General features: G+C 39.6%; 25 protein-coding genes. 4 read left to right on the top strand and 21 right to left on the bottom strand.

Annotation, left to right across the window (positions count from 1 at the left end; translation table 11 throughout):
- Positions 1-6: 6 nt before the first annotated feature.
- The 5 genes from C805_RS08745 to C805_RS0104200 all read right to left on the bottom strand — a co-directional run bounded on the left by C805_RS08745 (position 7) and on the right by C805_RS0104200 (position 7432).
- A complete protein-coding gene (locus C805_RS08745) occupies positions 7-4563 on the bottom strand; it encodes a hypothetical protein (protein WP_016213453.1) in 4557 nt (1518 codons plus the stop codon).
- A 178-nt stretch (positions 4564-4741) separates the two neighbouring features.
- Positions 4742-5071: a hypothetical protein gene (locus C805_RS26630; RefSeq protein ID WP_016213452.1), complete on the bottom strand. Its 330-nt coding sequence runs from the start codon at positions 5069-5071 to the stop codon at positions 4742-4744.
- Between the two features lies 1 nt (position 5072).
- On the bottom strand, positions 5073-6776 hold the full coding sequence (locus C805_RS08735; protein ID WP_016213451.1) for a recombinase family protein: 1704 nt from the start codon (positions 6774-6776) through the stop codon (positions 5073-5075).
- A gap of 154 nt (positions 6777-6930) precedes the next feature.
- Positions 6931-7080, bottom strand: a complete 150-nt coding sequence (locus C805_RS26240; RefSeq protein ID WP_004055080.1) for a hypothetical protein — start codon at positions 7078-7080, stop codon at positions 6931-6933.
- A 40-nt stretch (positions 7081-7120) separates the two neighbouring features.
- Entirely contained in the window at positions 7121-7432 is a 312-nt protein-coding gene (locus tag C805_RS0104200; RefSeq protein WP_155957604.1) for a hypothetical protein, read from the bottom strand.
- 167 nt (positions 7433-7599) lie between these two features.
- On the opposite strand from C805_RS0104200, the gene C805_RS08730 reads away from it, so the two are divergent.
- From C805_RS08730 to C805_RS08715, 4 genes are all read left to right on the top strand, one after another.
- On the top strand, positions 7600-9642 hold the full coding sequence (locus tag C805_RS08730) for a hypothetical protein (protein WP_016213450.1): 2043 nt from the start codon (positions 7600-7602) through the stop codon (positions 9640-9642).
- Positions 9564-9974, top strand: a complete 411-nt coding sequence (locus tag C805_RS08725; protein WP_031200797.1) for an IS66 family insertion sequence element accessory protein TnpA — start codon at positions 9564-9566, stop codon at positions 9972-9974. Before C805_RS08730 ends, C805_RS08725 begins: the two co-directional genes overlap by 79 nt.
- On the top strand, positions 9968-10309 hold the full coding sequence (gene tnpB, locus C805_RS08720; RefSeq protein WP_016213448.1) for an IS66 family insertion sequence element accessory protein TnpB: 342 nt from the start codon (positions 9968-9970) through the stop codon (positions 10307-10309). The genes C805_RS08725 and tnpB overlap by 7 nt, the downstream gene beginning before the upstream one ends.
- A 142-nt stretch (positions 10310-10451) precedes the next feature.
- A complete protein-coding gene (locus tag C805_RS08715) occupies positions 10452-12071 on the top strand; it encodes an IS66 family transposase (RefSeq protein WP_016213447.1) in 1620 nt (539 codons plus the stop codon).
- A 64-nt stretch (positions 12072-12135) separates the two neighbouring features.
- Here C805_RS08715 and C805_RS08710 read toward each other — a convergent pair whose 3' ends face one another.
- The 16 genes from C805_RS08710 to C805_RS08645 form a co-directional block, all read right to left on the bottom strand.
- A complete protein-coding gene (locus tag C805_RS08710; protein WP_016213446.1) occupies positions 12136-12510 on the bottom strand; it encodes a hypothetical protein in 375 nt (124 codons plus the stop codon).
- A 6-nt stretch (positions 12511-12516) separates the two neighbouring features.
- Entirely contained in the window at positions 12517-12741 is a 225-nt protein-coding gene (locus tag C805_RS08705; protein WP_016213445.1) for a YdbC family protein, read from the bottom strand.
- A gap of 12 nt (positions 12742-12753) precedes the next feature.
- A complete protein-coding gene (locus C805_RS08700) occupies positions 12754-13599 on the bottom strand; it encodes a hypothetical protein (protein ID WP_016213444.1) in 846 nt (281 codons plus the stop codon).
- Between the two features lie 17 nt (positions 13600-13616).
- A complete protein-coding gene (locus C805_RS08695) occupies positions 13617-13970 on the bottom strand; it encodes a restriction endonuclease (RefSeq protein WP_242832655.1) in 354 nt (117 codons plus the stop codon).
- A 43-nt stretch (positions 13971-14013) separates the two neighbouring features.
- The gene (locus C805_RS26925) at positions 14014-14238 is read right to left on the bottom strand and encodes an IS3 family transposase (RefSeq protein WP_016213442.1); all 225 of its coding nucleotides are present in this window, start codon (positions 14236-14238) and stop codon (positions 14014-14016) included.
- Positions 14213-15394, bottom strand: coding sequence for an IS3 family transposase (locus tag C805_RS08690; protein WP_016213581.1), 1182 nt, complete (start codon positions 15392-15394; stop codon positions 14213-14215). Before C805_RS08690 ends, C805_RS26925 begins: the two co-directional genes overlap by 26 nt.
- Positions 15330-16607, bottom strand: a complete 1278-nt coding sequence (locus C805_RS25000) for a HamA C-terminal domain-containing protein (protein WP_016213440.1) — start codon at positions 16605-16607, stop codon at positions 15330-15332. Before C805_RS25000 ends, C805_RS08690 begins: the two co-directional genes overlap by 65 nt.
- Before the next feature lie 23 nt (positions 16608-16630).
- On the bottom strand, positions 16631-18076 hold the full coding sequence (locus C805_RS08680; RefSeq protein ID WP_016213439.1) for an LlaJI family restriction endonuclease: 1446 nt from the start codon (positions 18074-18076) through the stop codon (positions 16631-16633).
- Positions 18077-18088: 12 nt separating this feature from the next.
- Positions 18089-19960 (bottom strand): 5-methylcytosine-specific restriction endonuclease subunit McrB, encoded by a 1872-nt coding sequence (locus C805_RS24995; protein WP_016213438.1) that lies wholly within the window; start codon positions 19958-19960, stop codon positions 18089-18091.
- A gap of 13 nt (positions 19961-19973) precedes the next feature.
- A complete protein-coding gene (locus tag C805_RS08670; RefSeq protein ID WP_016213437.1) occupies positions 19974-21206 on the bottom strand; it encodes a DNA cytosine methyltransferase in 1233 nt (410 codons plus the stop codon).
- Complete coding sequence (locus C805_RS08665; protein WP_016213436.1) at positions 21199-22272, bottom strand: DNA cytosine methyltransferase; 1074 nt, start codon at positions 22270-22272, stop codon at positions 21199-21201. The genes C805_RS08670 and C805_RS08665 overlap by 8 nt, the downstream gene beginning before the upstream one ends.
- Positions 22273-22500: a helix-turn-helix domain-containing protein gene (locus C805_RS08660; RefSeq protein ID WP_016213435.1), complete on the bottom strand. Its 228-nt coding sequence runs from the start codon at positions 22498-22500 to the stop codon at positions 22273-22275.
- Positions 22501-22788: 288 nt separating this feature from the next.
- Positions 22789-24570, bottom strand: a complete 1782-nt coding sequence (locus C805_RS08655) for a recombinase family protein (RefSeq protein WP_016213434.1) — start codon at positions 24568-24570, stop codon at positions 22789-22791.
- Between the two features lie 33 nt (positions 24571-24603).
- Entirely contained in the window at positions 24604-24762 is a 159-nt protein-coding gene (locus C805_RS26235) for a hypothetical protein (protein WP_022750877.1), read from the bottom strand.
- Positions 24749-25132 (bottom strand): type II toxin-antitoxin system PemK/MazF family toxin, encoded by a 384-nt coding sequence (locus C805_RS08650; protein ID WP_016213433.1) that lies wholly within the window; start codon positions 25130-25132, stop codon positions 24749-24751. The genes C805_RS26235 and C805_RS08650 overlap by 14 nt, the downstream gene beginning before the upstream one ends.
- A 584-nt stretch (positions 25133-25716) precedes the next feature.
- A complete protein-coding gene (locus C805_RS08645) occupies positions 25717-26145 on the bottom strand; it encodes an RNA polymerase sigma factor (protein ID WP_016213432.1) in 429 nt (142 codons plus the stop codon).
- Between the last annotated feature and the right edge of the window lie 192 nt (positions 26146-26337).

Genomic DNA, 26337 nt, shown 5'->3' with positions numbered 1-26337 from the left:
AAGCTATTATCTTTCCATTAATTTTCTGCTAATCTCTCTTACGGAACCCAATTGTTTTTCAAACGTAATATCCCATAACTCCAGACATTTTTCAGCAATCTGCTTATCATCTCTTTTTTCAGAGTTAGCAGTTTCATCGTATAAAGAAATAATTAACTTTGAAATTTCGTCCTCTGTCCCCCATTGGTTTCTTAATTCTTCCGATTCCAGATACAAAATATTTTCACATGATTTTATGATAATGTCTGCATAGTCGACAACAGAAAATGCGTTTTCCTTCAGATAACGTGTAAAAGACCACACGATCCTTCTACCTGCTTTTGAATCCATAATTTCTTCCAAAAATTTTCTGTCATCTTCCAACTTAATATGTTCCTGGTTAAAAATCCGAACCAGCGGCAGCTCTAAATCCATATCACAATTTGTATATCTGAGAATAATTGTCTTTGCCACCTCTCGATAATCACCAATATCTAAATACGGAACAGCCATATCTAATATAGCTTTTACCTGATCCTCATTTAATGTTTCATCATGAAACATAATATGGTCAAACTTCCCGTATTGTATATAGAATTCACATACAGCCTGTCCGCCTGCTTCTATAAGCTCTTTGTCAGAATCATAAAAGCATTTTTCAATGATTTTTAAAATTCGCTCTTTATATTTTGGATATAAACGAAAAAACATATTTATAGAATCATAAAAACCTGCAGTCCGTACATCAGCTTCATAAATTTTTATGATGTTTTCCTCTGCCCATTCCCGTTCAATATCATAAGCAGGCCATAAAGCATACAATACAGCAAAACGTACCGCAGGATTTTCATCAAATGCCAGTTTTTCAATAACTTCTCTAAACTGTACTAATAAATTTTTATCCTTCCTCAATAAATGCCCGATTACACTTGCTGCTTGTCCCCTCACACAGTTTAAGGCATTGCTCCTTAACATTTGACAGCTTTTCATGTTCTTATCTTCCGGGCTTGTTATATTTGGCTTGTATAACACAGGATTTTCATGTTCTAATGCAATACTTTTCAACTGATTCAACACTTCCACAGACCACACAGCCGAATCCATTTCCTCAATAATGCCGCAAAACTGATATGCTCTATGTGTCTTCAAATCGCATGGAAATGTATGAAACATTTTTTCTATTGTTTCATGCCCAACCTCTTTCAAACGCTCTGAAAACTCTACGCCAGAAAACAGAGCATCTATAAAAACAGGCAATACATTATCTTTATACTCTAAAACAAGCTCTATCATTTCCTGTGGTACCTGTTTTACTGCTTCTCGGAAATCATCTGCATACGTTTCAAGATAACTCTTAATAATTCCTCCTTTTATTACAATATTTTTAAACCCATTTCGATTTTTTAATTTGCTATTCGTTATTATTTGAAGCCACTGTCTTTTACCAATATTTTTTCCAGACACAGGGGAACTTCCCCCTCTCCAATGTCCATTTTTATGATAGTAACGTGATTGAACTTTATGGAATCTTCTGCCAAGTACCTGTAACAAATCTTTGCTTTTCCCGCTGATTCTTTCTTCTGGTAAACATGATAATAATTCATATTGTAAATCACCCCAGAAGCTCCAATACACACGTTCGCTTTGTTTTGACTTATTCCATTCTATTCTACTTTGATACCATTCGAATGCTTCTGGAGAAACATATTTACAAATCACGTTTTCCAACCAAAGCAATTGTTCCTTTCCGCATTGTTTCCCATGAACTCGTAAAACATTTTTCACCAATTCTAATTCATTTTCTGCCCCACTGGTATAGTCAAAAATATTCTTATCTAAATCACTGCCAATATAACGTATAATTCGATTACTATAATAACCCGGCAAATAACTTAAACCATGCAAAATTATCTCATTAAATACATGATATCCATTTCCCATATATAGTTCATAATATTTCCAGAACTTTTCCGGTGATTTTGATATCACAGCAACATTCGCTTTTTTTATCAACTCTACGCAGGCTCTCTCTATTCCCCTTTTATTCCAATATTTTCCTGACCATTCATTGTATTTTACTTCTGCTGAATCGGTTTTAGAAATATAGGGAAGCAATTCCGTAAGAACAAATTCCCCATTTTCAACCAAAAAAGAATGGTCTGCATCAAACAATTCTTCTTCATAACGATAGACGTATTTCCCCTGACTCTTAAACTTGTTTTTCAGATAAAAAGAAATAAGTCTGACGGCACGCATCTCATATTGTCCCATCATAGATTTTATACCTATAGAAAATTCTTGAGACAAATCAGGATAATGCTCATATAACAACATCCTCAACTCAAACATGTCTTCACTTTCTTCTGTAATACCGCGCCAAAAACATTTGATAAATTTTTTATCATCTTCTTCACTTTTAAAAAGATATTTTTTAATAAACATGATATCTTCTACGGACAAATCCGGACTTAAACTTTGCAGCAAACAAAAAACAATTTCTTTTGTGTCTATATCCTGATACCATCTATCTAATATCCCATGATTCCTCAAAATAGCAACATACTGTTTTTTAGCGTAGATAACATTATTCCATAAATATTTTCCATAAATTTTATTTTCACAATTCTCTATGATAAATTGAATAATATTTTCATCAGGTTCTAAAATCTGTCCCAAAATTTCATAAAATACAAATTTCACATAATATCTTATACCCTCAGAAAACAGCATCGCTTCTCCTGCTCTGATAAAATCTGCACTGTCGTATTCCAATATATTCTGTAAGAACATCTGAACCTGATATCTTCTTCCCGGATTTTGCTTTCTTTTCTCTCCTATGATATTTTCAATATTTTCATCCTCAAAATATCTTTCCATCATTCTTTTCGATATGAAATAGTCCAAAATAGATTGATGTGCAAACCCAATTTTATTTTCCTGCTTTACAATAATTTCCGATGATATTAGATAATCTATTCCGGCCTCCCCAACATTTAAAATATTCTGCGGAACATACAAACGTCCTATTTTATCCAATTTATCCACTATAACAGACGTTGCTTCAATAACAGTTCTCTCCTGTAATCCCTCCGTAATACTTTTTCTGCAAATCTGATGAAACCACTTTTCGATTAGATGACTTGTAGTCAGACAATCGCTGTATGTTTCTTCTTTATCTAAATGCTGCCAAATATAAATATTGCCTGGTATTCTTAATAACAATTTCAGCTTAAAGGATAAGTTATCATACCTCTCACCAATAATTCTCTTTACCGTATCTTCATCAAAATTTTCTATATGAACAATTACCCAATCGCTTTCTTCTGCCTCTTCTTTCTTAAATAAGGAATTGATACTATTATCATTTTCGAAATCATAAGTTCTGCAGACAAACGCCATAATTATTTTCTTTTCCCTCTCACGGTTCAGGTATTTTACCTGCCTGATTAATTCCATGCATACGGAAATTGCCTCACTTGAATTTGCCTGTGTCCACCTCAAAGCATCCAACTGATCTAATACAATTACAGCCTTTTCATTCTTTGAAATACAATGAATTGCATAGGCAGCTGAACCTGGCAAACCCAACTCCTGCCCCCACCTTTCACAATTTCCTTTTGGTATCCTCCTATCAAGTTTTATAGAAATATGCGGTATCCTCTTTCCTTCGCAGTAATTTAAAATTGCTTCCGTACATCCACTTTTTCCATATCCTGCGTTTCCACAAATAATAAATGATTTTTCATTTTCTATTAATTCTATACACCTGCTAAATTCTTTTCTCTCTATCAATCCCTCTTGCAAGGGTTTAAAAGTTTCTCTGTATTCCTGATTAATTTCATTTACCCTTGGAACAATCCTATCATCATTATCTCTTAACCGAAGCTCTATTTTCTGATTCTTAAAATAATCATACAGCAAAGATTGCGTTATTTCTTTTCCTAATATATCCTTTGTAACTACCAAAGAAACAAGAGCGTTATATACAACATCTTTTTCACTTATAAACAAAAACTTTATGCTTTGATTTATAAGTTCTCGAAGCGTATATTCCGGCATAGGCTTATAACTAATTCTTCTTAGGTAATCTATACTTTTTATTATATCCGTATCTATCTCATAGTTTAACCCCATCTCCGTACAAAAATTTTTATAAAAATCTCGAAACTCCTTACCGCTTTCCATAATCTGAACCGCATAAAAATCTTCAGCTTTACCACTTGTGTTATTCGCCCGATCGTTTAAATCGACTAAAAAAGAACACTCCATTGGACTAATTAACGCAACCCTCCTACCATTATCTCGATTCAATTGTGTTTTCCATGCACTCAATATATTTCGTGCTCTTAAGTCACAAATCCCCCAACTTTTTTTACTGGCATTTCGTGCTTTACACTGCTGATGTTCCTTCATACCTTCAAAAGTCGTTACAAGAATATCTGTTCCTATTTCATCTACACCAAGCGCTTCGATAACAACGCTATAATTTATCTCATCTAAAATTTTCAGAATCTCATAAATAATACAATTTATTTCATATTGGTTACCTTTTTTGTCCGCTCTACCACCTTTTTCTAATGGCATATTATCCTCCCAAATAGCAATAACTTTTAATATTCAAACAGCGATTCTCTATTATAAGTACTCACCTGAATAAAAAGAAGTTTTTGCATAGGACAATTTTTCTCTTAAGATGTAGATATGAAAACCATCCTCATGCAAAAACAACACAATGTAATTTCAGATTACAAAAATATCAAATCTAAAATATATAACTATTTTTAAAATGACTATTTTTTGTATCCCCACACCCCACATCAACCACGGCCGAAACCTCAAAATACTTCTCTATCCTCTTTTTCCTCTTCCCCTCTTCATCTTCCACAAACACAAAATGCTTATAAAACTGTTTTAAATAAAGGATTTCCAGATATGTTTCCTTTGCATTCCCACCACACATTCTGTATGCACCGTTACCGCCTAATGAACACGTTTCGCCCACCACGTCACTCTCACATGAACACAAACTCAATTCTGCGTCCACTTCCATAATTACAGTCTTATCAACAACTTCTGCCAGCCCGTTCTCCATCTTATGACACCCTCTTTTCTTCCTTTGACTTCTTTGTCTTTTCCTTAAACTGCTCCTTAGCATGTGGCACTGTTCCTGTTTGATTACCTTTTAACACAAAGGTCAGCTTATAAGGATCGGGTGTACCGTCTTCCTCATATCCTCCAACAATTACCCTGTCGATGATACTCTCAAAAACTACCCTGTCAAATTCATCAAGGACTTGTTCCTTTTCAAGTGTGTCACGAAGTTCTGACATCCGCCTGTTTATATCTTTCTGCGTGCAGATGCTGTCCTCAAGAAGTGCTTTTCTCTCAGACAGCTTATGAAGCTTTCTGGTGAAATCTACCATTTTTTCCTCATACACCTCTTTGGATATTGTACCATCGATCAGCATGTCTGTCATCCGCGATTTTTTTGATTCCAGTGAAGAAATATCCTTATCAATCTGCTGTTTCTTCCGTATATTTTCATCACTGTCAGCCGATTCCGCCACATATGACAATACCACATCCAGCACATCATCAAAATTACCTGCCAGCAGTCCAAAAGCATCCAGAAAAGCTCCCTCTAAAATTGCTTCATCGGCTACTTTACAGTTCGGACAGTTAGCAATGCCATTCTTAGTGGCATTCATACACTGCCACACCGGTTTTTCATAATCAGACCTGCTGTGTCTTGTCCTGCGTGTTAGTTTATGTCCGCAATAGGCACATTCGCACATACTGCTGAATGAATACTGGCGTGTATAATGTTCCCTGTTTCCGGTTGTTTCAACTACTTTATTTCGGGAACGCTTCATGCGTATTTCCTCCGCCTTATCCCAGATTTCTCTTGAGACAATCGGCTCATGATGATCTCTGAGATAATACTGGTTTTCTTCTCCCATATTTGCAAGCCTGCGTTTGGAAATTAGATCGGTAGTAAATGTCTTTCCAAGAAGAATATCCCCTTTGTACTTTTCATTTTTAATCATCCCCATAACACCATGCGTATGCCAGCTTACTTCTCCTTTTTTATTCTTAATTCCAAGTTCCATCAGCCGTTTTGCAATCGTGGTTGTTCCATAACCCTCCAGATACATATCATAAATCATACGGACAATCTCCGCTTCTTCCTCATTGACAGTTATGCTCTTGTCCTCGGTATGATAATCATATCCATAACAGCCATTGAAACCGATTAATTCACCGCGCTTCATTTTCATCTGCAATCCCATCTTGACATTCTGTGAAAGCGACTCCACCTCCTGCTGTGCCAGGGAACTCATAATAGTCAATAACAGCTCGCCGTTCATATCAAGTGTATTGATATTTTCCTTCTCGAAAAATATGGCAATATTCCGGTCGCGGAGCATTCTCACATAATTCAGCGTATCTACCGTGTTGCGTGCAAACCGTGAAATAGACTTTGTAAGTATCATATCTATTTCGCCATTGTGGCAACGGGCAATCATATCCTGAAATCCACTCCGCTTATCCGTCTTTGTTCCTGTGACCGCTTCATCCGCAAATATTCCTGCATTTACCCAATCTTTATTCGATGCTATCTTTTGTTCATAATACAGTTTCTGTGATTCAAAGCTCCCCAACTGCTCATCATCATCGGTAGATACACGGCAGTATGCCGCCACCCTGATACGGTCAACCCTCAAAGCTCCCGTACTGCCCCTGTTCCTGCCATTCGGAACAATTTTTGTCTTTTGCAATACCTGCACTTCGCTCATACAATTCCTCCAATCTTTAAAATAATCTGCATATTAATTACTGTCAGTCCTATATGGGAAATGACAGCTACAAAGAATTTTTCTTTTTGAAACATCCTCTGTATGCTGCCATCATATCCTCAAACTTAAATATTAACGAATGTACCGAAAAATTTTATGCTGCTTCATCGGTATTTTCCACAATCATAAATCTGTCTTTCAGTTTCCCCTTTGTATATCGAAACTCTGATTCTGTAATACTCCCCTTGCGGTAAATCCTGCGAAGGACTGCTATACACTTTGCATACTCCATTTCTCTTGTCATCCGACTCCTCCTCATTCTAATATTTTCACTATCGACTTCTTTATTGATACATTGAATTTAACAAAATGAACATCTCTGGCAAAAGCGTTGACCCATTTGGCCTCCATTCGTATCCCATGCTGTCATTGCTGACCTTTAGCAACGATTTTTGTTTCAAAATCTGCCTGTGGGCTCCCCCTGCTCGGAATATTCCTACCCTTTCGGAAGTGTCTGCCTGCTCCTCTTTTCTACATAAGTATCTTTGCAGGTCTGTTGGCATGAAATACAGCTCATGAATCCGTTTTGGCGGATTATTTATCAATGTTCTTTTGCTGCTTCCAAACCTTCTTCCAATTTTTTCATAATTCGACACAAGATTTATCCACAGCATGATATAATTCTTTTGTAACCGCCTTGTCTGCCTGATGGCTTTAAGCGGCTACGCTTTCATGGATTTATGATACCAATACAGAAAACGGAAAAACATTGACAGAGACTTGACCATACATTGACATAGAATTTTTTGAAGGAGAAAATAATTTGAGAAACCGACTTACCTTTGCAAATATAATAAGCATACTGCTTGAAAATAAAAAGAAAACATATCAGCAACACCAGCTTGTCCGCAGCTTATTTTCTGCATACTTGAACGATGAACTTCCAAGCAGTGAAATATATGCAGAAAACAACACCATGTACAGCCGCTGGTGCACCGGAGCAAGACCGATACCTATGGAAATTCTGCGCATTTATGAGGAAAATAATTTTGAAGTCATGGAAAAAAATTTCCGATGCAAAATCATTCCGAACCTGATAAATGAATCACAGGCACGTTTCCAAATAGAGGAACTGATCAATGACAGCCGCAATATCATTGGTAACAAAACCGCAAATGAAATACTTGCACTTACCGATAATGCGGCATTTTTTACTGCCGCAGTCCGTTATGCCATTCTGTCAGATCATGAACACAGCGGCTTATTTTCACCCGATTTATCCGATACCATACAAAGCAGCCGCCTGCCCTCCATTACGGAAGAATTTGTAGGACGTAAAAATGAACTGAAAGAATGCGGGAAACTTTTGCAGGAACACCCCACACTTTTTATCAGCGGCGTGGCAGGGATCGGGAAAAGTGAATTTGCAAAATATTTTGCGGAAAAAAACCGTAAGAAATATACAAATATCATTTACCTCTATTATGTGGGAGATTTAGTGAAAAGCATTGCAGGCATGGAATTTGACAATGATACCAGTGAAATGACCGAAGATATGCTTTTTGACAGACACTATAAGATATTGAAAAAGCTGCACTATGACAGCCTTATTATTCTTGATAATTTTAATGTACTTCCAAAGGATGACAGCTTTTTCAGGGAATTTGAGCAGAATGATTTCCAGCTATTGATAACCACCAGATGCTGTCCTACGCAGTACCCCATTATGGAATTAAAAGAGCTGGATACAGATACCGAACTGCCGGAACTGTTTTACCGTCTGTGCCCTTCCGCAAAAAAAGATGCACTGGCTACAAAGCAAATCATACAAACCGTACACAGCCATACGCTGACTGTTGTGTTGTCTGCTTTATCCTTATCCGCAAACGGTATGGAAGCAGAAGAACTGCTATATGAATTACAGACCTGCGGACTGAGTATTTCTTCCGGTGAAGCTGTTGAATTATATAAGGATGGAGATTACACCGACGGACTGATGGCAGAGCATTTAAAGAAATTGTTACAGCTTGGGAAACTGTCTGATCCCTGCCTTGATATCCTGCGCAACCTTTCCCTGCTTTCTGCCTCTGGCGTTTTAAAAAATGCTTTTAGAAACTGGCTGAAACTGCCCTCATTAAATGATGTGAATTATCTCGCCAAATACGGTTTTATCCATGATGACAGAGAAAACCGAAAAATCAGTCTGCACCCACTGATAAGAGAAATTGTTGCACTGGAAACATTGCCGTCCATATCAAACTGCCATACACTGCTTGACAGTCTGCATTGCATCTGCCTTGTGCATGGACTGGAAGTTAAAAGACCGCAGAATGTGATTGATTCTCTTATCAGTATTACAGAAAAAATTTTAGCAGACATACCAGAGGATTATCTGCTGTTCCTTCAGGATATGTTCCCGTATCTTGAAAAATATCTTGTGACGGACTATCTGCCAAAACTTGTAGAACGGATAGAATATATAATGAAACAGGATACGCATTCCTACTGCGACAGGGCGTTGCTTCTTGACTATAAGGCAGAACTGTTTCTTATCAAAAATGATTATAAAAATGCCTTGAAGAAACGATTAAAAGCTGTCAGTATCTTAGAACCGTACCATACAGAAGATGCTGACCAGCGGACAGCAAATCTGCTTTCAAACCTGTACAACAATCTTTCCAATGTAAGCGCCAAATATTCCTGCGGATTTTCTAATCTTCTGGATTCCTCTATCATTGTAAATGAAATACAGTTAGACTATTTCACTACAATTACGGAGGATAGGTTATGGCAGCTACACGCAAAGCCCGTGTTCCGATGGCGGAACAGATCCGGCTTATCAATGAATGCCGCCAAAGCGGCATGACAGATGCTGACTGGTGCCGTGAAAACGGTATCGCTGTAAGCACTTTTTATAACTGGGTCAGCCGCTGCAGGAAAACAGCAGCGGATCAGATTCCGGCACCGAATTATGGTCATTGTGAGATCCCGCGTTCAAAGCAGGACGTGGTTCCCATTGCCATTGTTCCGGATCACCTTACGGAACAGCATACAGCATCGCAGATGCACCAGACGAACCCTGACAATTCCCATACGATTGAAGTGTCCATGAATGATGTGATAATCCGCATCAGCAATGATGCGGATCCTGTCCTGCTCACCAGGACGCTCCGCCTGGTCCGGGAGACCTCATGTTAGGTGATATCTCCGGCCTCGAAAAGATTTACATTGTCTGCGGCTATACAGATATGCGCAAATCGATCGATGGGCTCTGTGCCATTGTCGAAGACCAGCTTAAGATGGATCCGGCATCCAGTGCGCTCTTCCTGTTCTGTGGAAGAAGACGGGACAGGATCAAAGCTCTGTTCCGTGAACCGGATGGCTTTGTCCTGATCTATAAACGGCTGTCTGTCCGGGGCGGCTATCAATGGCCAAGGAAGCAGTCGGAAGTCCGAGATCTTTCCTGGCGGGAGTTCGACTGGCTGATGTCAGGAATTGATATCGACCAGCCAAAAGCAATTAAAGCAGAGTAAAAAAGCATCTGGATTCCGGTAAAAATCCTGCACAGAAAAATGGCAGATTTCCTTATAAATTCAGCGTTTTTCAGCACTTGTTTTCCTTTAGGAATGGCTGTATTTTTGGTATAATAAAGGTATCAAATCCAAGGAGAGAACGATGGCTTCCAGTGCAAAAGACATCCAGCTGCGAGAGCTGAAGGACACCATAACCGGGCTGAAAACAATGATCTCTGAGCAAACGGAACTGATCAGATCTCTCCGTCTTGTTATTGACGAAAAAACCAGCCACGAAAAAGCCCTTCAGGAACAGGTGGACTATCTTACCAAAAAGCTTTTCGGTTCCTCCAGTGAAAGAAGAACCGATGACATTCCAGGACAGCAGAACCTTTTTGATGAAGCCGAAGTGGAACAGGATCTATCCCTGTTGGAAGAAGATACCGTGATCCGGGAGCATGCCCGCAAGAAGAAAGCAACCCATGAGGAGCTTTTCAAAGGGCTGAAGGTTGAAAAAGCAGTTATCCCTCTTCCGGAAGAAGATCAGGTCTGCCCGGTCTGCGGTACGCAGATGGTGCTGATCGGCGAAGCGTATGTCCGCCGTGAGCTGGAATTCATCCCGGCCACATGCAAAGTGATCGAATACTACAGTCAGAGTTATGGATGCCCGTCCTGTAAGGAAGGACTGGGAGACACGGAAAAACCTGTGATTGTAAAGTCCCAAGTTCCACAGGCTCTGGTAGGAAAAGGACCGGCGACCGCATCCACCGTTGCATGGACGATGTATCAGAAGTACGCCAATGGACTTCCCCTGTACCGTCAGGAGAAAGACTGGAAACAGTATGGTGCCCGGATCAGCAGGACGACACTTGCCAACTGGATCATCTATTGCTCCAGGAATTACTTCCAGCCAATGTATGATTACTTCCACCGGGAACTGCTGAAGCGCAGCTTCGCAATGGCAGATGAGACCCGGGTCCAGGTACTGAAGGAAGAAGAACGCCGGGCACAGACACAATCTTTTATGTGGTTGTTCCGCAGCGGCGAAGACGGTCTTCCTGCCATTATTTTATATGGCTATTCTCCAACCAGGAGTGGCAGCCATGCAAAAGAGTTCCTGGAAGGTTATCATGGGTATCTGGAAACGGATGGTTATCAGGGCTACAACAGCCTGCCGGATATCAAGCGGTGTTCCTGCCGGGCACATATCCGCCGGTACTTTATCGACGCCGTTCCCAAAGGGAAACCGTATGATTACAGCCAGCCGGCAGTACAGGGAGTCCAGTACTGTAACCGCCTGTTTGCCATAGAGGATTCCATTCACAAAAAATATCCCGGTGATTATGAAAAGCGTAAGCAGCTGCGTCTCGAGAAGGAAAAACCTGTTCTGGAGGCTTTCTGGTCATGGCTTGAGCAGCAAAAGCCAGTCCGGAATACCCGCATGGATAAAGCAGTGAATTATGTCCTTAACCGGCGGGAAACAGCACAGACTTATCTGGAGGATGGCCGCTGCAGCTTCACAAACAATCTCAGCGAGAACGCGATGCGTCCGTTTGCAGTCGGCCGCAAAAACTGGCTGTTCAGTGATTCTGTAGAAGGAGCCAATGCCAGTGCTGTAGTTTATACAATGGTTGAGATGGCAAAGGCGCATGACCTGAATGTTTACGGATATCTGAAATTTCTGTTGGACCATCGGCCAACGAAAGAGATGGCCGATAATCAGCTCGCAGAGCTTGCACCCTGGAGTGAAAAACTCCAATCAAAAATCGCATGTGAATTATAGTGAATTACTCCAACTCGCAAAGGGCTGGGGTAATTTTATATCTGACCGCATTATTATTTGGCGCTTACGTTTCATCTGTTTCTTCTAATGTTTTTCTTTCCATCAGTGATAATTCCTGATTCGTTATAAAAGCAATTCCTTTTGCTCCGTTTCTATAAGCACCTTCCAAATCGTGTCTGTATTTCTTCTTTATTGCACTAAAATTTTGCTGCCCTCTTGGAAAATATACAGCTCCAATCCACTTAAAGCCATTAAATTCGCATAGCATATCCTTGCCACCGTCTTTTCCACCCAAGGGATGTGAAGGATCAATATCACGAAACCCCTCCTGCTCTAAAATCAATGCTGCCAGCCTTTCCGATGCCGCTTGTCCTTTATCCCATTCTAACAGTCTATAAAATGTTTCCCTGCCTTCTGCCCTTCTCAATAAAATCACCATCCAATTCTATTCTTCTAAAATCTTACCTAGAATTTTATATAGTTCCTTTATTTCATCTTTACTCAAAGTGATTCCTTTTCCCATCTTTTCATGTTGAGGCGCCCAATCTCTAATATCGTATTTGGAAGCTCCTCCATTCCACGAAATGAGATTCAATTCTTTTTTCCATCCCTTAGCACTCTCGGAAAGCACTCCGAGTTCTTCCAAGATATCATATTTAATATCTGCCATAATATACCTCCACTAAATCTGCATTCCTGTTTTTTCTCTTAGATAACTATCACATCTATCATCTAACACATTTTTATGAGTACTTAAAAAATCTGATACAAACGGTGCAACCCAATACTGTGAACCGTCTGGCGGCGTATCTCCGACATCCAGATAATCTGTATAGTCAGATGACATTATAAGCAATGGTTTTATTAACACTACCAAGAACAAAAATGAAATTGTAATAAAAATCGCTGCTTCACCAAACTCCTTGCACTCCTCTTTTATTTTGTTTTTTTCATCCAATCGGTTGTATGATTCATTATAAAACCGATAACCATTGGAATGCACATAATTATTTAGCTTATCTGCAAGCTTATCAAACGAATCCTTTAATTGAAAATCCTTTACTGCCTTTCTTGCGGATGGATGTGAAGCAATACACTTTAAAACGGAACCTATATGCAAATCATTTTGCTGGTTATGTACCCAATCCCAAATATTCTTTTCATCTTCATTTAATTGCTGTACATCAACATACTGTGTAAAATCACTATTGTCAGCCACTGTAAAAAGATACACATAATAAAATAAATCATCCCGATATTTACGCAGCAGAGAATATGCATCAGCAAAATTGGCATTCATACAGCAGAAGCGAATACTCTCCATAGTCCTTGTTGCAGAATCAAGAATCATATTGCCATTTACCGCCCCTGTTTGCCTAAAAACAGACATATCTCTGCCAAAAGTCAAATATCCTAATTCGCTAAGAAAATCTCTGATTTGCGTAAGTAAATCTATTAAAGAGATAAAATCCTGATTTGAACTCACACCATTTCTATTAATATCAAATTCATTGGTTGACGAAAACATACCTACTCCTCATTTACTTATTCACTCTCCGCAACTCCAAATTTCTGTCGAAAATCTTCGTAACCATTTACCCAGTCAAATCTTACCTGTTCAGATACTGCCTGAAAATGCAGTTTACCGCACCAAATCTTGTTCCTCTCTACTTCCTGTAAGTTGACATCCTGCTTATCTGCTTTCGTTTCAACAATAAAGTAAATCCCCAATTCCGGACTGTGCAAACTATCTTTCCTGCATACAATCGCCCAGTCAGGAGAATAATTTCCATAAGGTGTATCAATGATAAAACCGCCCTTTTTCAACTTTGTAAACAACAATACATTCTGGTTATTCTCAAGCTTCTGTGCAAACTCTTTTTCGCCTTTACTATCCATTTTGTAATACTCATTCGGGGGTGCGGACATTTTCTTGAACTGGCTAAGCAGCCAGACCAAGGCTCCTCCTGTACTCCAACGGGCTCATGTTTCCAAGGGATATTTTTATCCGCTTTTCGTTATACCATGCCAGATATTCATTCAGTATGTCAATGAATTCCTGGATGCTTACTCCTGTCCAGTCCCGGTTGTAAAACATCTCGTTTTTCAGACGGCCAAACAGCCCTTCGCAGGCGGAATTGTCAGGGGAGCATCCCTTTTTTGACATGGAACGCTCCAATCCGGCTTTCTCCATGCGGCTTATCCAGCCAGACCAGCGGTAGTGATCCCCTGTCAGAATGGACGACGGGATGCTCCGCCACCCCTGACTGTGAGATTGCGCCATCCAGCATGTCATTCACCAGGGCAGCATCCGGTGTCGTGCTGACCGTCCAGTATGGCAGCATCCCATCAAAACAATCCACAATCGGGGAAAGATAGACCTTTCCGGCAGGGATGGCGAATTCTGTGATGTCGGTAAGCCATTTCTCATTCGGTTTTTCCGCATGGAAGTCCCTGTTTACCACATTTGGCACAGAAGGCGAGATCTCCCCTTGATAAGAGCTATATTTCCGCCTGCTCTTGACTCTGACCGCAAGCCCATCTTCCGCCATGATCCTGCGCACAACTTTCTCGGAGATGACGGTTCCCTCGCGGCTGAGCAGGGCGTGTATCCTGCGATACCCATAACGCCCGTTGTTTTCATGGAAAAGGGCGGAGATCCTTTTACGTATGCTGGAATACTTGTCCTGTTTTTTGAAGACAGTCTCCTGATAATAATAACTGCTTTTTGGCAGTTTAAGCTGTTTTAGCAGCAATGGCAGCGGATATTTCCCTTTCAAGGCATCAACAATCGCTGCCTTCTCCCTGTTTTTGAGGGTTTCTGTGTTGATGCCGGGGTCTTTTTTTAATACATTGATGGTTTCCTTTAATATGTCTATTTCCATCTGCATGTCATCCATTCGGGCAAGCAGATGCCGCATTTCAGCATCAGGGGAATCCTGCGTGCCTTCCACAAGGGTACCAGGTTTTATGTTTTTGTCGTTCATCAGTGCGACCGTGCCTCCCTGGAGATATTTTTTCCGCCAGGCATAGATGCTTGCCCGGCTGTAGCCAATCTCCTCTGACACATATTTTATACTTTCTCCAAGCTCAAAGCAACGGTGGATCGCATCCATTTTGACTTCGACGGGAGGGTTACGTGGGTGCGTTGCGGTATTAGTGTTATCCAATGCCTTTCGCGGCGTCTTTTGGATACCCTCGTTTTCAATCCATGTATAGAGTGCCCTTCTGGTTGGATATCCCAGCACGCGTATGGTGTTAGTTACAGAACCGCACTGGTGATAAACCTGTAATGCGATGTTGATTTTGTCCTGAGAATACATAGTGATCCAGCTCCTTTCGGAGTCCGTGGAAGTCCAGTTTTTTGTCCGCACCCCCATCATATATAGTCCACTGTGTCGTGTTATCAACCATTAGAAGTTCTGAATCATGGTTATTTTCTACAGCTATGATTTTATCGAATGCACGATCTATAGCAATCTGTAAGTCACCAACTATATCTGATGCTCCAAACACAAGCTGATGGAAAGATTGCCCGGCTTTATTAATGGACAGTAAATGCACACCATCGCTCTTGCTAACAGAATTACGATTTGATTCATTAATCTCAATCTTACTCATAATTTTCGGAGCATCCAGTTCTTGCTCCATAAAAATATAAAGTAATATTTCTCCAAGAACCGATTCTGCATTTGCTCCATATGTAGTTATAAACTTTAGCATTGCCTGTGAACCTATCGCAGCCTGATTCTTTGTTCTATCATAAATCCTTTTTATTTGAGCTCTTGAGAATACGTAACTTCCAATATTATTTATAATAAAATCTTTCAGACCACTGAATCGAAATTTACAATTACTTGGATCAAGGTAAAAAACAGATGCTTTGGTTGGATTCGCAAGTGCAGATATAGTCATATCTGTTGCCTTAAGGAATAACCTATCAAACATCGGGTCTTTCAACGTTCTTTTTAAAGGTGATACTTGATCATTATCTACCTGTGGAAGTAGGAAAAACACTTTATCTTTAGAATTTGCAAAACTATCTACATAGTCTTTGCCAATTTCGTGAATAGCCGCTTTGCACTTATCATTTTCGGTTTGAGTGATGGCGTAGGTTATAATATTTGCAAGTGTCATCGCCTCGTACAGTGAATTCTGATTTAGAATGCTATCTTTCTCAAATCCAGGTGTAACCCCAACTACAGTTGTACCAACAATGCTTTTATCCTCACGTAGCACTTCCTTGATTGCAAGAAATAATTGATCATGTTTATCTTGATGAATCAAAGGAATTAAATTATCTTCAATGCCTTTTGCAACACAATCAATATTTGCAATTCTAGCTGCGGATATCAATTCGATAGGAACAGGGTCATGTCCACTCTTCAAGTGGCTAGGCAATCCATTATTGTATGTGTTAATATCCAACCCATAGGCCGCAAAAATACCACTACACACGGATTTAATTGTATCTGCACTACGTGTGCGGCTTTGATATATTAGGGTTATCATTGTTCCCAAGCATATCTGCTTCATTTTTGCGACCTCCTATTAAATCATTACAATTTCAAAATTTCCATATCCATTTTTCTTCCTGAAAGGTACAAATCATATGCCATTGTTGCAGGAATCAACCGTGTTTTTATATCTTGAAGTCCCAAATTAGAAAGCATCTCCATTCGAGCCTCACCCTTATCTTCTATCTCGTTATTTTCTGTTGGAAGCAGAAAACAGTTCTTTACAGCTGAGAAATTGTGCTCTTCTATAAACTTCTGATATGACAATTGATATAGATACTGTTTAGTAACAGATTCTATGCCGGGCTGCCCTGTTGGAACAATTCCTTTTTCCAAATGAGCATTATAATATTTCGCATCAAATATGATGAATTGATGCTGACCATTAACCTTACAAATGGAAACCAAATCTGGTATCAATGTATCTTTCGCACACTTTCCTGTAATCGTCCACAATGGTTTCTCGATTAATTCGATCAGCTTCCGTCTTCTGTCATAACCTTCTTTCAAAGGCACAGGCAGTTTTAAAATGCCAAGAGGAACATCTAACTGATTATCCATAATGTCTGCACAGATTTTTTCCCATACAAGGTTGAAACTATTTGTCCCAAATAATGACAAGCACTCTGTATCGTAGAGACTTCCTCTTCTATCGATATAAGCATACATTGTCTTCAAAACCAACTGCTTTCTTGTGTTGAACTGAGTATTAAGTTCGTTTTCAATTCGATATAAGATATATTCTTTATCTCCGAAATCATCCAACTCTTCGTCAGTAAGATCAACATCTGTCATTTCAAATAAGTCAAGTAACTCTGCGTCTTGAAGTTCTTTTGAAGCCATCGTTACTACACACTCATGGAGCCTCTTGAAATAATCAAAATCATTGGTGACTCTTTTACGAGTTTGTAATTCTATATAATATGGACGGTTCTCTGACAGCAAAGTAAAGGTTTCATTGATAGTCTTATCCCACAGTATTTCACCAGAACCGTTACATTCAATGATATCTTCTGTATTGGTATATACACCATTTTCAAAGTAATCCTGTAACAAAAATAACAGCACAGCCAACAGATTAAAGGAGCCACTTTCACTGCTATCGTTGAACATACGAACAATCTGTTCTTTAGAGTTGTATTTCTCCAAAACCTTTATGATCTTTCGCAGTTCGTCCGTAGGTTCCTTTGCATTCAAAAGATACTTAGGATAGCATTTCAGAACTCGTCCGGCTACAACAATAACTCCAACGAAGGTGAACACATAGAGATATTCATTTTCTCCTGCCTCTACATCCACCACCTTGATATCCTCTTCTAACAAATCCGCCATATTTTTCTGAATATCAGAAGCCTTAACAGCCTTTAATACACCGAACTCTTTCAGTTTTCTGATTAACGGAATCGCATGTTCTTCGCTGCACTTTAAAATGTGACACAATTCATTTTGCGTATACCTTTTCTGTTCTCGTACAAATTTAGAGATCATAAACAGACCTCCTTATTCCTGTGACTCATCGTTGGATTTTACATCTTCCACTTCACAGTCCAACTGAATGTCATGGTTAAAGATTCCGACACCTTTTGCTTCAAATTCTCTGCAAATTTCTGAGTATCTGCTATTATTTTGGAAGCAACCTTCAAACAATCTCGCTCTCTTCTGTTTTGCAGCATCTTCAAACAAATACATAATAACTTTATTTTTAAAAGTACTAATGAATCTGTCTCTATCAATCTCAGCCCCTGTTTTAGGAACAACAATACTTCTTGAAATGAAATAAGGTCCAAGCTGTTTGTCTTCGTTAATCTTCTCTTTTGCAAGGAAATTATTGATAGCTTTTCTTAACTTATTCCACTCCACTTTCTGGGATTTATCATCAGCAAGATATACATACTTGCCTTGGAGATCCTGGTCGTTGTCATCGATTCCAAGATATGTAAAATCCCATCTTCTCTTAAATGCTGTATCCATTGGGAATACGCCCTGATCTGCGCTATTCATAGTTGCCCAAATAAACATGTTATCCGGAATTTTTATTTTATTATAATCACTCGGATCCCCACCCAGTTCTCTCGCAAGATATTTTTTAACATCTTCGGTTGCCTGGATTGGATACTCGCTGACAAAATCATCACCTCTATCAAGCAACTGGAATATATCTCCGAAAACTGCTGCTACATTGGCACGATTTATTTCTTCTATAATTAACAAGAACGGTTTAACATTATCTGTCCTGCTGTTCTTCAATGCCTTAATGTACATACGCATGAATGGGCCAAGAACATATTCATAAGAGATATCTTTCTTTCCTTTTGATGGCTTTGAAAGATTTACATATGATCTAATTGCCTTTCCATGATTACGTTCTACGCTATTATCACCAGCTGCATCTGAACCGTCAGCTTTTCTTGTCTTAAAACTTTCATCTGTATACAGACCAAGCAAAAGCGGAAGTCTTGTTAGTCCATCCCCCTTGAATCTGTCATAAAGCAGATCGTATTTTTCTTGGGCAGACTTTGATTCATCAGTTAAAACAGCTAGCACTTCTTTTTCTGTTGCTAAGGAAATAGTCTCTGCAGAATCATCAACCATTACAGGCTTATACGTTCCTACAAAGTTAGCATATGAATAATCTGGATGGAAAGTTACACGTTCATAGTCATCCTCGTTACCCTCACCTAATAACTCTATACGGTCTCTGTTGATACTAAAACTCTTACCTGTTCCCGGTGCTCCAAAAAGAATTCTGTTTCTTGAAAACGAAGATTCATAGCCAGTCTTAAAAGGATCTTCTCTTTCCACATAAGTATCATCGACTAATTCATCTAAATTTGCTAAAACAGCATTTTCCATATATGGGCGATTATCATAAAAAGTAAGATAGTCGATCAAATTATCTTTATGAACTGCCGTTATATATATCCCTAATTTATTTACGATACGCTCTACTTGTTTTGATGGTGCATAATCATTTGGAATAATAATCTGATTTCCCGGACCATTTCTTGATCCATTAATAGTCCCTGAAATTTTTTCAATATCAGACTCATTACACTCTAAACTGAAAGCATATCCGTCATATTTATCAACAGTATCATTTACCCCTATACAGAAGTATTTTAAGTTATTATCAATTGCATAATTCCATGTAACGCCTCGTTCGTAGGCACCACTATCCCTTGTATCAAAATAATTTTTCGTATTATCTTGCTTGTGAACCAAAGGATAAACAAAGATTACTGCTTTTTCTCCATTTGGCAATGAGAATACAAAGCCTCTATTCTTTGTATTCTCAATTATTTCTTTTTCACCATTATTTATGCCCAGATAACCATTCAAGGTTTCTATGGCTTGATTTGTAGTATATGCCACTATACATTACCTCCTAGTTACTATTCTCTGTGAGAATATCATAGACTGCGTTTGCACAACATTTTGCCGCTAAAGATGGAACCGCATTTCCTATCATTTTATATAGCTCCATGTTGCTTCCCTCGAAAATGTAATCATCAGCAAAAGTTTGTAATCTTGCTGCCTCTCTAACTGTGAGAGTTCTACACTGAGATGAATCTGGATGAATATGTCTTAATCCATCTTTGTATAAATGTGCAGGAATTAAGTTACTCGGTTCATCCCACTTGATGACATGATACTTATGAACATTTGAGCTCTTTCCTGTCATCTTTGTATATAATTCCTTTAATGCAGAAATGGAGGTATATTCATTTCTTCCAGATTCAATATCTTCTGTCAAAAGTTTAAAAATACCAACATCTCTATCACTCTGCCATCTAGCCACATGATTTGCGACCATAGGATCTGGTAAAGAATGTCTTGTTCTTGCCCCGTTATATTTCATATCTTCTGTCTGAGGAAATAATTTAGGCAAATCCCCAATAGCTTCCTTTACAGTTACTTTTCGAGGAGATTTATACTTTGGCAATGCCGAAAAATAAAATGATTGAACAATTTCTTCACTTTTGTCTTGAAATATATCTTTTCGCACTCCAAAAATAATCACTCTCTTACGATTCTGTGGAACTCCATATTCCGTAAAATCTATAATCGCTTTACTGAGATCCTTCATTATATGATATCCCGCAGTTTCAAAACTCTCTTGTATAATATCAATTATTGGTCTATCTCCTGGTTTTGCGCTAAGTATTCCTGGAACATTTTCAAACAAGAACGCTTTGGGTCTGTATCTTTCTAGCACTTTTATATAACTTTCAAACAGATAATTTCTGTAATCATTCTTCATTCCATTTTCATCTCGCACTCGACCAGCTATCGAGTATGCTTGACAAGGAGGACCACCAATAATTACATCTATTCCATCTGCAGATTCTATAAGTTTATCTAATCCTACCGATGAGCCATAATCTGGATCATCAGTCCACCCCTTAAATAATACATCTGTTCTCTGTATATCAAATCTAAGAACTCTCTGACTCGCATCCGAATACTTCCATTTTGTTCTTAATCTATTTTCAAGATTTTGACATGGCACCTTTTCCCACTCAACTGCTGCAACAGTATCGTAATGTCCAGATTGTTCAAAGCCATCCATAAGACCACCACACCCGGCAAATAAGTCGATTGCTTTAATCTTAGTCATTATTCTTCTCTCCTATAATTCCAAGTATAGCTTTTCCTAATGCTTCGCCCAATAAAGGTGGAACCGCATTTCCAACCTGTCTATCTTGCTTTGTTCTTGTTCCTGTAAACACAAAGTCATCTGGGAACGATTGAATTCTTGCATTTTCTCTCACAGTAGGAACACGATTCAACTCATAATGAAAAAGATTTCTATGTCCTGTATCTACCGTTCGTGCAGGTGCGTTACCGCCTAATCTTGTCCATGCCATATGAAAAGTTCTACTCTCTCCAACTCCTACAGGCAAATCTTTATAATTTCCCCCTTCTGGAACTAATGCAATAGTTTCTTTCACGAAATCTTTATGATTTGTAGCGACATGGTTTGAAAGAACCATACAGTTCTTTCTCATCATTTTCTGATACTCTGTCGCTGCATCCTGTGAATAAACATCTTCATTCGTTCCTAATTCAGTATTTCTCGTAGGCAAATCTGATATTGCATCGCGGCAAGTACGATAAGGTCGATCTGTTCCCGGACCAAACTGCGCTTCAGGAAAACAAGGTTCCCCTAAGTCTTTTCTTATTCCCATGAAAATAAGACGTTTCCTCATCTGTGGCACACCATAATCACAGGCTTTTAAAATTTTACAATCAATGTTGTACCCCATATCTCGGAATCTCTTAAGAATTTCTTCTTTGATTTGGCCCTTATATAAAGTTGCCATTCCTGGAACATTTTCAATGATAAAAGCTTTAGGTTTATACTGTTTTACCATTTCAATTACTGCCAGATATAGTTTATTTCTCTCATCATCAAAATTACGAGGGCCTGTTAATGAAAATCCCTGGCAAGGTGGTCCAGCGATAATCACATCTATTGTTCTATCTCCGGCTATTTTCTTTATCTCGTCAAACGTTTCCTGCTTGGATAAATCTGCATTCAACGGCTTTGCACCATTATGGTTAAGCGCGAATGTGTTTAGCGCATCCTGATCATTATCAACACCGACAATGATATCAAATCCCGCATCCATAAATCCTTTCGATAATCCACCGCATCCTGCGAATAAATCTATTGCATTCATTTATTTGTTATCCTCCGTTAATTTTTCTTGTTTAAACTCGCAAACATCAGAAATATCGCAGTCTAAGCTTGAACATATTTTCATTAGCACTTCCATGCTAACAACTTGATTTTTGCTTAACTTTGCAAGTGTATTTGTCCCAATTCCCGTGACTTTTCTCAAATCACTCTTATTTGGCATTCCTTTATCAATCATTAATTTCCATAATTTATTGTAACTTACTTCCATCTATTTCCTCCGATTAAGACGTGTAGTCAAACTCTATTTTATATTATACATGGAGAAAACATTTTTATCAACGGAGAAATAAAATATTTCGCCCTCTATATATTTAGAAATTGAACCCCTCTAGGGTTCAACTTCTTGCTATCCATTCCCTAGTGTCAACCCTGCTGAGTAGACCAATTTACACTTAACTATTTTCAAGCATCAAAAAAGGACTTCCACAATGACTTCATGCACCTTTTAACAATAGCCCTTGAGAAAGTTCTTTGTTTACTACACATTATTTACTTGTTAGGGTTCACCCTTGACATCAATACGACGCACTCCACATGTGTCGGAGCTACTATGTAAACACAATTTTTCAGCCTCGTCACTCGTATAGGAACACAATTCTGCGTCATTATGTACAGCCGCAGCGTTTTTACGCTTTGGCTTAAAATCCTTTCCATTAAAATTGGAGTGGATACCAGTTTTATACACAAAGGTTATCTTCAAAGGCTCCTCCACTCCCTCATCATTATAACCTCCGATGACTATTTTTTCAACCACGCTTTCAAAAACCACCCTGTCGAAGCTCTCCAGTATCTCCCCAGAACCTAACACTTTTCTGAACTCCCTTAACCGTGTTCTGGTGTTATCCTGATTCCTGCCCAATTCCATCAACCGCTCCTGTTCCTCTTGGAGCTTCTTCAACTGCTCGGACAGCTCTTGGTTTTTCTTTTCGTAAATGTCCCTGTCGATATTATTATCAAGCCTTAAATCAAGCAGCTTTTCCTTTCGCCTATGCAGGTCAGCCATTTCCTTTTCAATCTTAGGCAGACGCTTCAAAGAAGTATCATCATTAAGGATTCCCTCAACTTTTTGCAGGAACTCATCGACAACCTCCTGCTGGTCTGTGCATAAAAGCTGGTAGCTCTTTACAAAGGCTTTTTCAATCACTTCTTCGGGGATTCCCTTACAATGCGGGCAATGCCTTTTCCCGTTTTTTGTGGCGGTGACGCACTGCCAGATTGTCTTAGTGTATGCGGAGCTGCTGTGCCAGTTCCGCCGTGTCAGAGTACCGCCGCAAAATCCGCACTTTATCATGCAGCTAAACGCATATTTCCTGCTGAACTTGTTCCTTTTCTGCCCCTCTTGATGCACGTTGCGGTTTGTGTTCCGCTTCGCCAGTATCTTCTGTGCTTCCTCAAAAATTTCCTCACTGATTATCGGTTCGTGATGGTCACGGATATAAAACTTATCTTCTTCCCCAAAGTTTTCCAGCCGCCTTTTTGAAATCGGGTCAACCGTGAATGTCTTTCCCAAAAGCAGGTCGCCTTTGTATTTCTCATTTTTGATAATTCCGATGACTGTGGACTGTACCCATTTTGAACTGCCGTACTTTGTCTTGTATCCTAAGTTTTCCAGTTCGTTCCCGATGACCGTGCAGCCTGCGCCCTCAATATAACGATTGAAAATATACCTCACAATTTCAGCCTCCTTTTCATTTACGGATATGCTTTTTGTATCCTTATGGTAGTCATATCCCAGACAGCCTTGAAACCCTACAAGCTCGCCCCTCTGCATCTTCATTTTCAATCCCTTTTTGACATTGGAAGATATATTCTCCACTTCCTGCTGTGCAACGGAGCTGAGTACCACCAACAGCAGCTCGCCGTCCATCGTTAAGGTATTGATGTTTTCATCTTCAAAGAAAACGGCAATGCCTTTCTCTTTCAGCATACGGACATATTTCAGAGTGTCCAGTGTGTTTCTGGCAAATCTTGAAATGGATTTTGTAATCACCATATCAATATCCCCATTCATACAGTCGTTAATCATTCTCTGGAAATCCTCTCGCTTCGCTACCTGTGTGCCTGTTATGGCTTCGTCAGCGTATATGTCCGCCAGTGTCCATTCGTGTTTCTTCTTAATCAAATCCGTGTAATATGTGACCTGTGACTTATAGCTGTTGAGCTGGTCTTCACTGTCCGTGCTGACACGGCAATAGGCGGCTACCCTTAACACTTCGACCTTTCTGCCACGGATACGGTTTTCACTACGGTTCGCTTTGATTACCTGCACATCGCTCATATGATTTACCTCCAAAATATTTATTGATGAATGTCAAGCCGCAAGGTTCGTAACGACATTGTAATCTCTCATAAGCCGCTTCTTGATGGCTTCGTATTCATCTACCGTAATTAAACTTCTTTTCTTCAGCTTCTGCAAACATGCGAATTGGATGCTGTAATGTACAAAATCCTGCTCCCTATTCTGCCCCATCGCCACACCCCGCTTTCTGTTGCTTCATGGATAAGCTAATGGCAAGAGCCTTGTCAATCCTTGCCATTATGTCCGTGGGAATTGTCCCCATATGCTGTTTTAACCGCTGTTTGTCAATCGTCCTTATCTGCTCAAGCAGGATAATGGAGTCCTTATCAAGCCCTTTGTAATCTTTCACGGCGGTATGTGTCGGCAGTTTCGCTTTTGTCTGCACTCGGCTCGTAATGGCAGCAATGATGACTGTCGGGCTGTGCCTGTTTCCTATATTATTGGAAATGATAAGTACGGGTCGTGTGCCGCCCTGTTCTGAACCGACAACGGGATTAAGCTCTGCGTAGTAGATGTCGCCACGCCTGATTGTTCTTTCCATATTCTTTATAAACCTCCTATCTGGATTTTAGGCAGGAGTTTTCTGCCTATGTAGCCGCCAGATACAAGGAAGCATTTAAGGTCGTGAGAATATAAAACAAGCCCTGTTCCAATAGACCGTCCTGCATCTGGCTTTATGATAAAAAGCATTTTCTATTTGTCCCCGACACCCCGAAAATGCTGATGCGTGATTACGCAAGGGAAATCACCAAACGGTCAGCAGCGAACTGACGCCACGGGAGTTCCACCCCAACTGTCGGTCTGACAGAGCCGCCCCCATTGCCTGCGACGGACTGGTTACCGCTCGGACTGTGGCTGGACGGGAGTATCATTGTCCTCTTTGTGGGTCTTGGCGAAATCGGGAGCTGCCCGATATTTTTAGTCGGTATTTTCCGCTTGCCGCCTTTCGGCGGGTCATGGCGTACCGCTGCACACGCTTATGCTTATTACAGCCACAAAGAGAATGTATTTGGTGAATGGGTATTCGGTTTTCAAAGAGCCGTCCCGTTTCCGATATAAAGAAAACTGGGCAAGAGGTTTTTGCCCTCTCACCCAGTAGCCGATGGGAGAGTGCGATTTTGGACACTATCCCAAAAGTTTTTTAATTTTTTTCTTAAATCTGTTCAAACGCTTGTAAATGACTTCCTTGTTTAAACTTAATTCCACTGAAATTTCAGTGACTGAAAATCCCTGCGTCCTCATCAGCAACGCTTGGAGCGTGAGCTTGTCCAACTGATGCAGCTCTTGGTACAGCACTGCATTTTCAATGCTGTCTAAAAATTCCTCAACCGTTTTTATTTCGGGCTGTGCCGTGTCCTCTGCGACTTCCTCAAGATATGTACCCGCATCCTGCAATTTCTCATAGTACCGTCTGTCGGAATTGAATACCGCCCAATCATGGACACGGAGCTTTTCAATATCGCCCTCGCTGACACCCAAGCTTTTAAGCTGCTTTTCCTCGGCTTCTTTCCATAGCCGCCATTTTCTTTCTTCTCTGGCTTTGTTGTACGCCATAATCCGTTACCTCCAATCTGAATTTTTTTAATAATCCAGATTGACGGGCGGAGAACGGCATCCAAGCCCAGAAAACGCCTTACGACGTGTTCTAACAAAAAACGACAAAAGAAAAACCGCAAAGGCTGTCACGCCCTCACGGTTTATAGATATATTGGTTCTTATATGTAGAGATTTAACTTCTACTTCTTG

The sequence above is a fragment of the Eubacterium sp. 14-2 genome (assembly GCF_000403845.2).
GTDB lineage: Bacteria > Bacillota > Clostridia > Lachnospirales > Lachnospiraceae > Petralouisia.
The sequence above is the reverse complement of the archived record's forward strand: the minus strand, read 5'-3'. Positions and strand labels throughout refer to the sequence as shown.

Excerpts from the sequence above, each read along its gene's own strand:
- C805_RS08745 (WP_016213453.1), bottom strand. The coding sequence starts at position 4,563 with ATGCCATTAGAAAAAGGTGGTAGAGCGGACAAAAAAGGTAACCAATAT.
- C805_RS26630 (WP_016213452.1), bottom strand. The coding sequence starts at position 5,071 with ATGGAGAACGGGCTGGCAGAAGTTGTTGATAAGACTGTAATTATGGAA.
- C805_RS08735 (WP_016213451.1), bottom strand. The coding sequence starts at position 6,776 with ATGAGCGAAGTGCAGGTATTGCAAAAGACAAAAATTGTTCCGAATGGC.
- C805_RS26240 (WP_004055080.1), bottom strand. The coding sequence starts at position 7,080 with ATGACAAGAGAAATGGAGTATGCAAAGTGTATAGCAGTCCTTCGCAGG.
- C805_RS08725 (WP_031200797.1), top strand. The coding sequence starts at position 9,564 with ATGGCAGCTACACGCAAAGCCCGTGTTCCGATGGCGGAACAGATCCGG.
- tnpB (WP_016213448.1), top strand. The coding sequence starts at position 9,968 with ATGTTAGGTGATATCTCCGGCCTCGAAAAGATTTACATTGTCTGCGGC.
- C805_RS08715 (WP_016213447.1), top strand. The coding sequence starts at position 10,452 with ATGGCTTCCAGTGCAAAAGACATCCAGCTGCGAGAGCTGAAGGACACC.
- C805_RS08710 (WP_016213446.1), bottom strand. The coding sequence starts at position 12,510 with ATGGTGATTTTATTGAGAAGGGCAGAAGGCAGGGAAACATTTTATAGA.
- C805_RS08705 (WP_016213445.1), bottom strand. The coding sequence starts at position 12,741 with ATGGCAGATATTAAATATGATATCTTGGAAGAACTCGGAGTGCTTTCC.
- C805_RS08700 (WP_016213444.1), bottom strand. The coding sequence starts at position 13,599 with ATGTTTTCGTCAACCAATGAATTTGATATTAATAGAAATGGTGTGAGT.
- C805_RS08695 (WP_242832655.1), bottom strand. The coding sequence starts at position 13,970 with ATGGATAGTAAAGGCGAAAAAGAGTTTGCACAGAAGCTTGAGAATAAC.
- C805_RS26925 (WP_016213442.1), bottom strand. The coding sequence starts at position 14,238 with ATGTCAAAAAAGGGATGCTCCCCTGACAATTCCGCCTGCGAAGGGCTG.
- C805_RS08690 (WP_016213581.1), bottom strand. The coding sequence starts at position 15,394 with ATGTATTCTCAGGACAAAATCAACATCGCATTACAGGTTTATCACCAG.
- C805_RS25000 (WP_016213440.1), bottom strand. The coding sequence starts at position 16,607 with ATGAAGCAGATATGCTTGGGAACAATGATAACCCTAATATATCAAAGC.
- C805_RS08680 (WP_016213439.1), bottom strand. The coding sequence starts at position 18,076 with ATGATCTCTAAATTTGTACGAGAACAGAAAAGGTATACGCAAAATGAA.
- C805_RS08670 (WP_016213437.1), bottom strand. The coding sequence starts at position 21,206 with ATGACTAAGATTAAAGCAATCGACTTATTTGCCGGGTGTGGTGGTCTT.
- C805_RS08665 (WP_016213436.1), bottom strand. The coding sequence starts at position 22,272 with ATGAATGCAATAGATTTATTCGCAGGATGCGGTGGATTATCGAAAGGA.
- C805_RS08660 (WP_016213435.1), bottom strand. The coding sequence starts at position 22,500 with ATGGAAGTAAGTTACAATAAATTATGGAAATTAATGATTGATAAAGGA.
- C805_RS08655 (WP_016213434.1), bottom strand. The coding sequence starts at position 24,570 with ATGAGCGATGTGCAGGTAATCAAAGCGAACCGTAGTGAAAACCGTATC.
- C805_RS26235 (WP_022750877.1), bottom strand. The coding sequence starts at position 24,762 with ATGGGGCAGAATAGGGAGCAGGATTTTGTACATTACAGCATCCAATTC.
- C805_RS08650 (WP_016213433.1), bottom strand. The coding sequence starts at position 25,132 with ATGGAAAGAACAATCAGGCGTGGCGACATCTACTACGCAGAGCTTAAT.
- C805_RS08645 (WP_016213432.1), bottom strand. The coding sequence starts at position 26,145 with ATGGCGTACAACAAAGCCAGAGAAGAAAGAAAATGGCGGCTATGGAAA.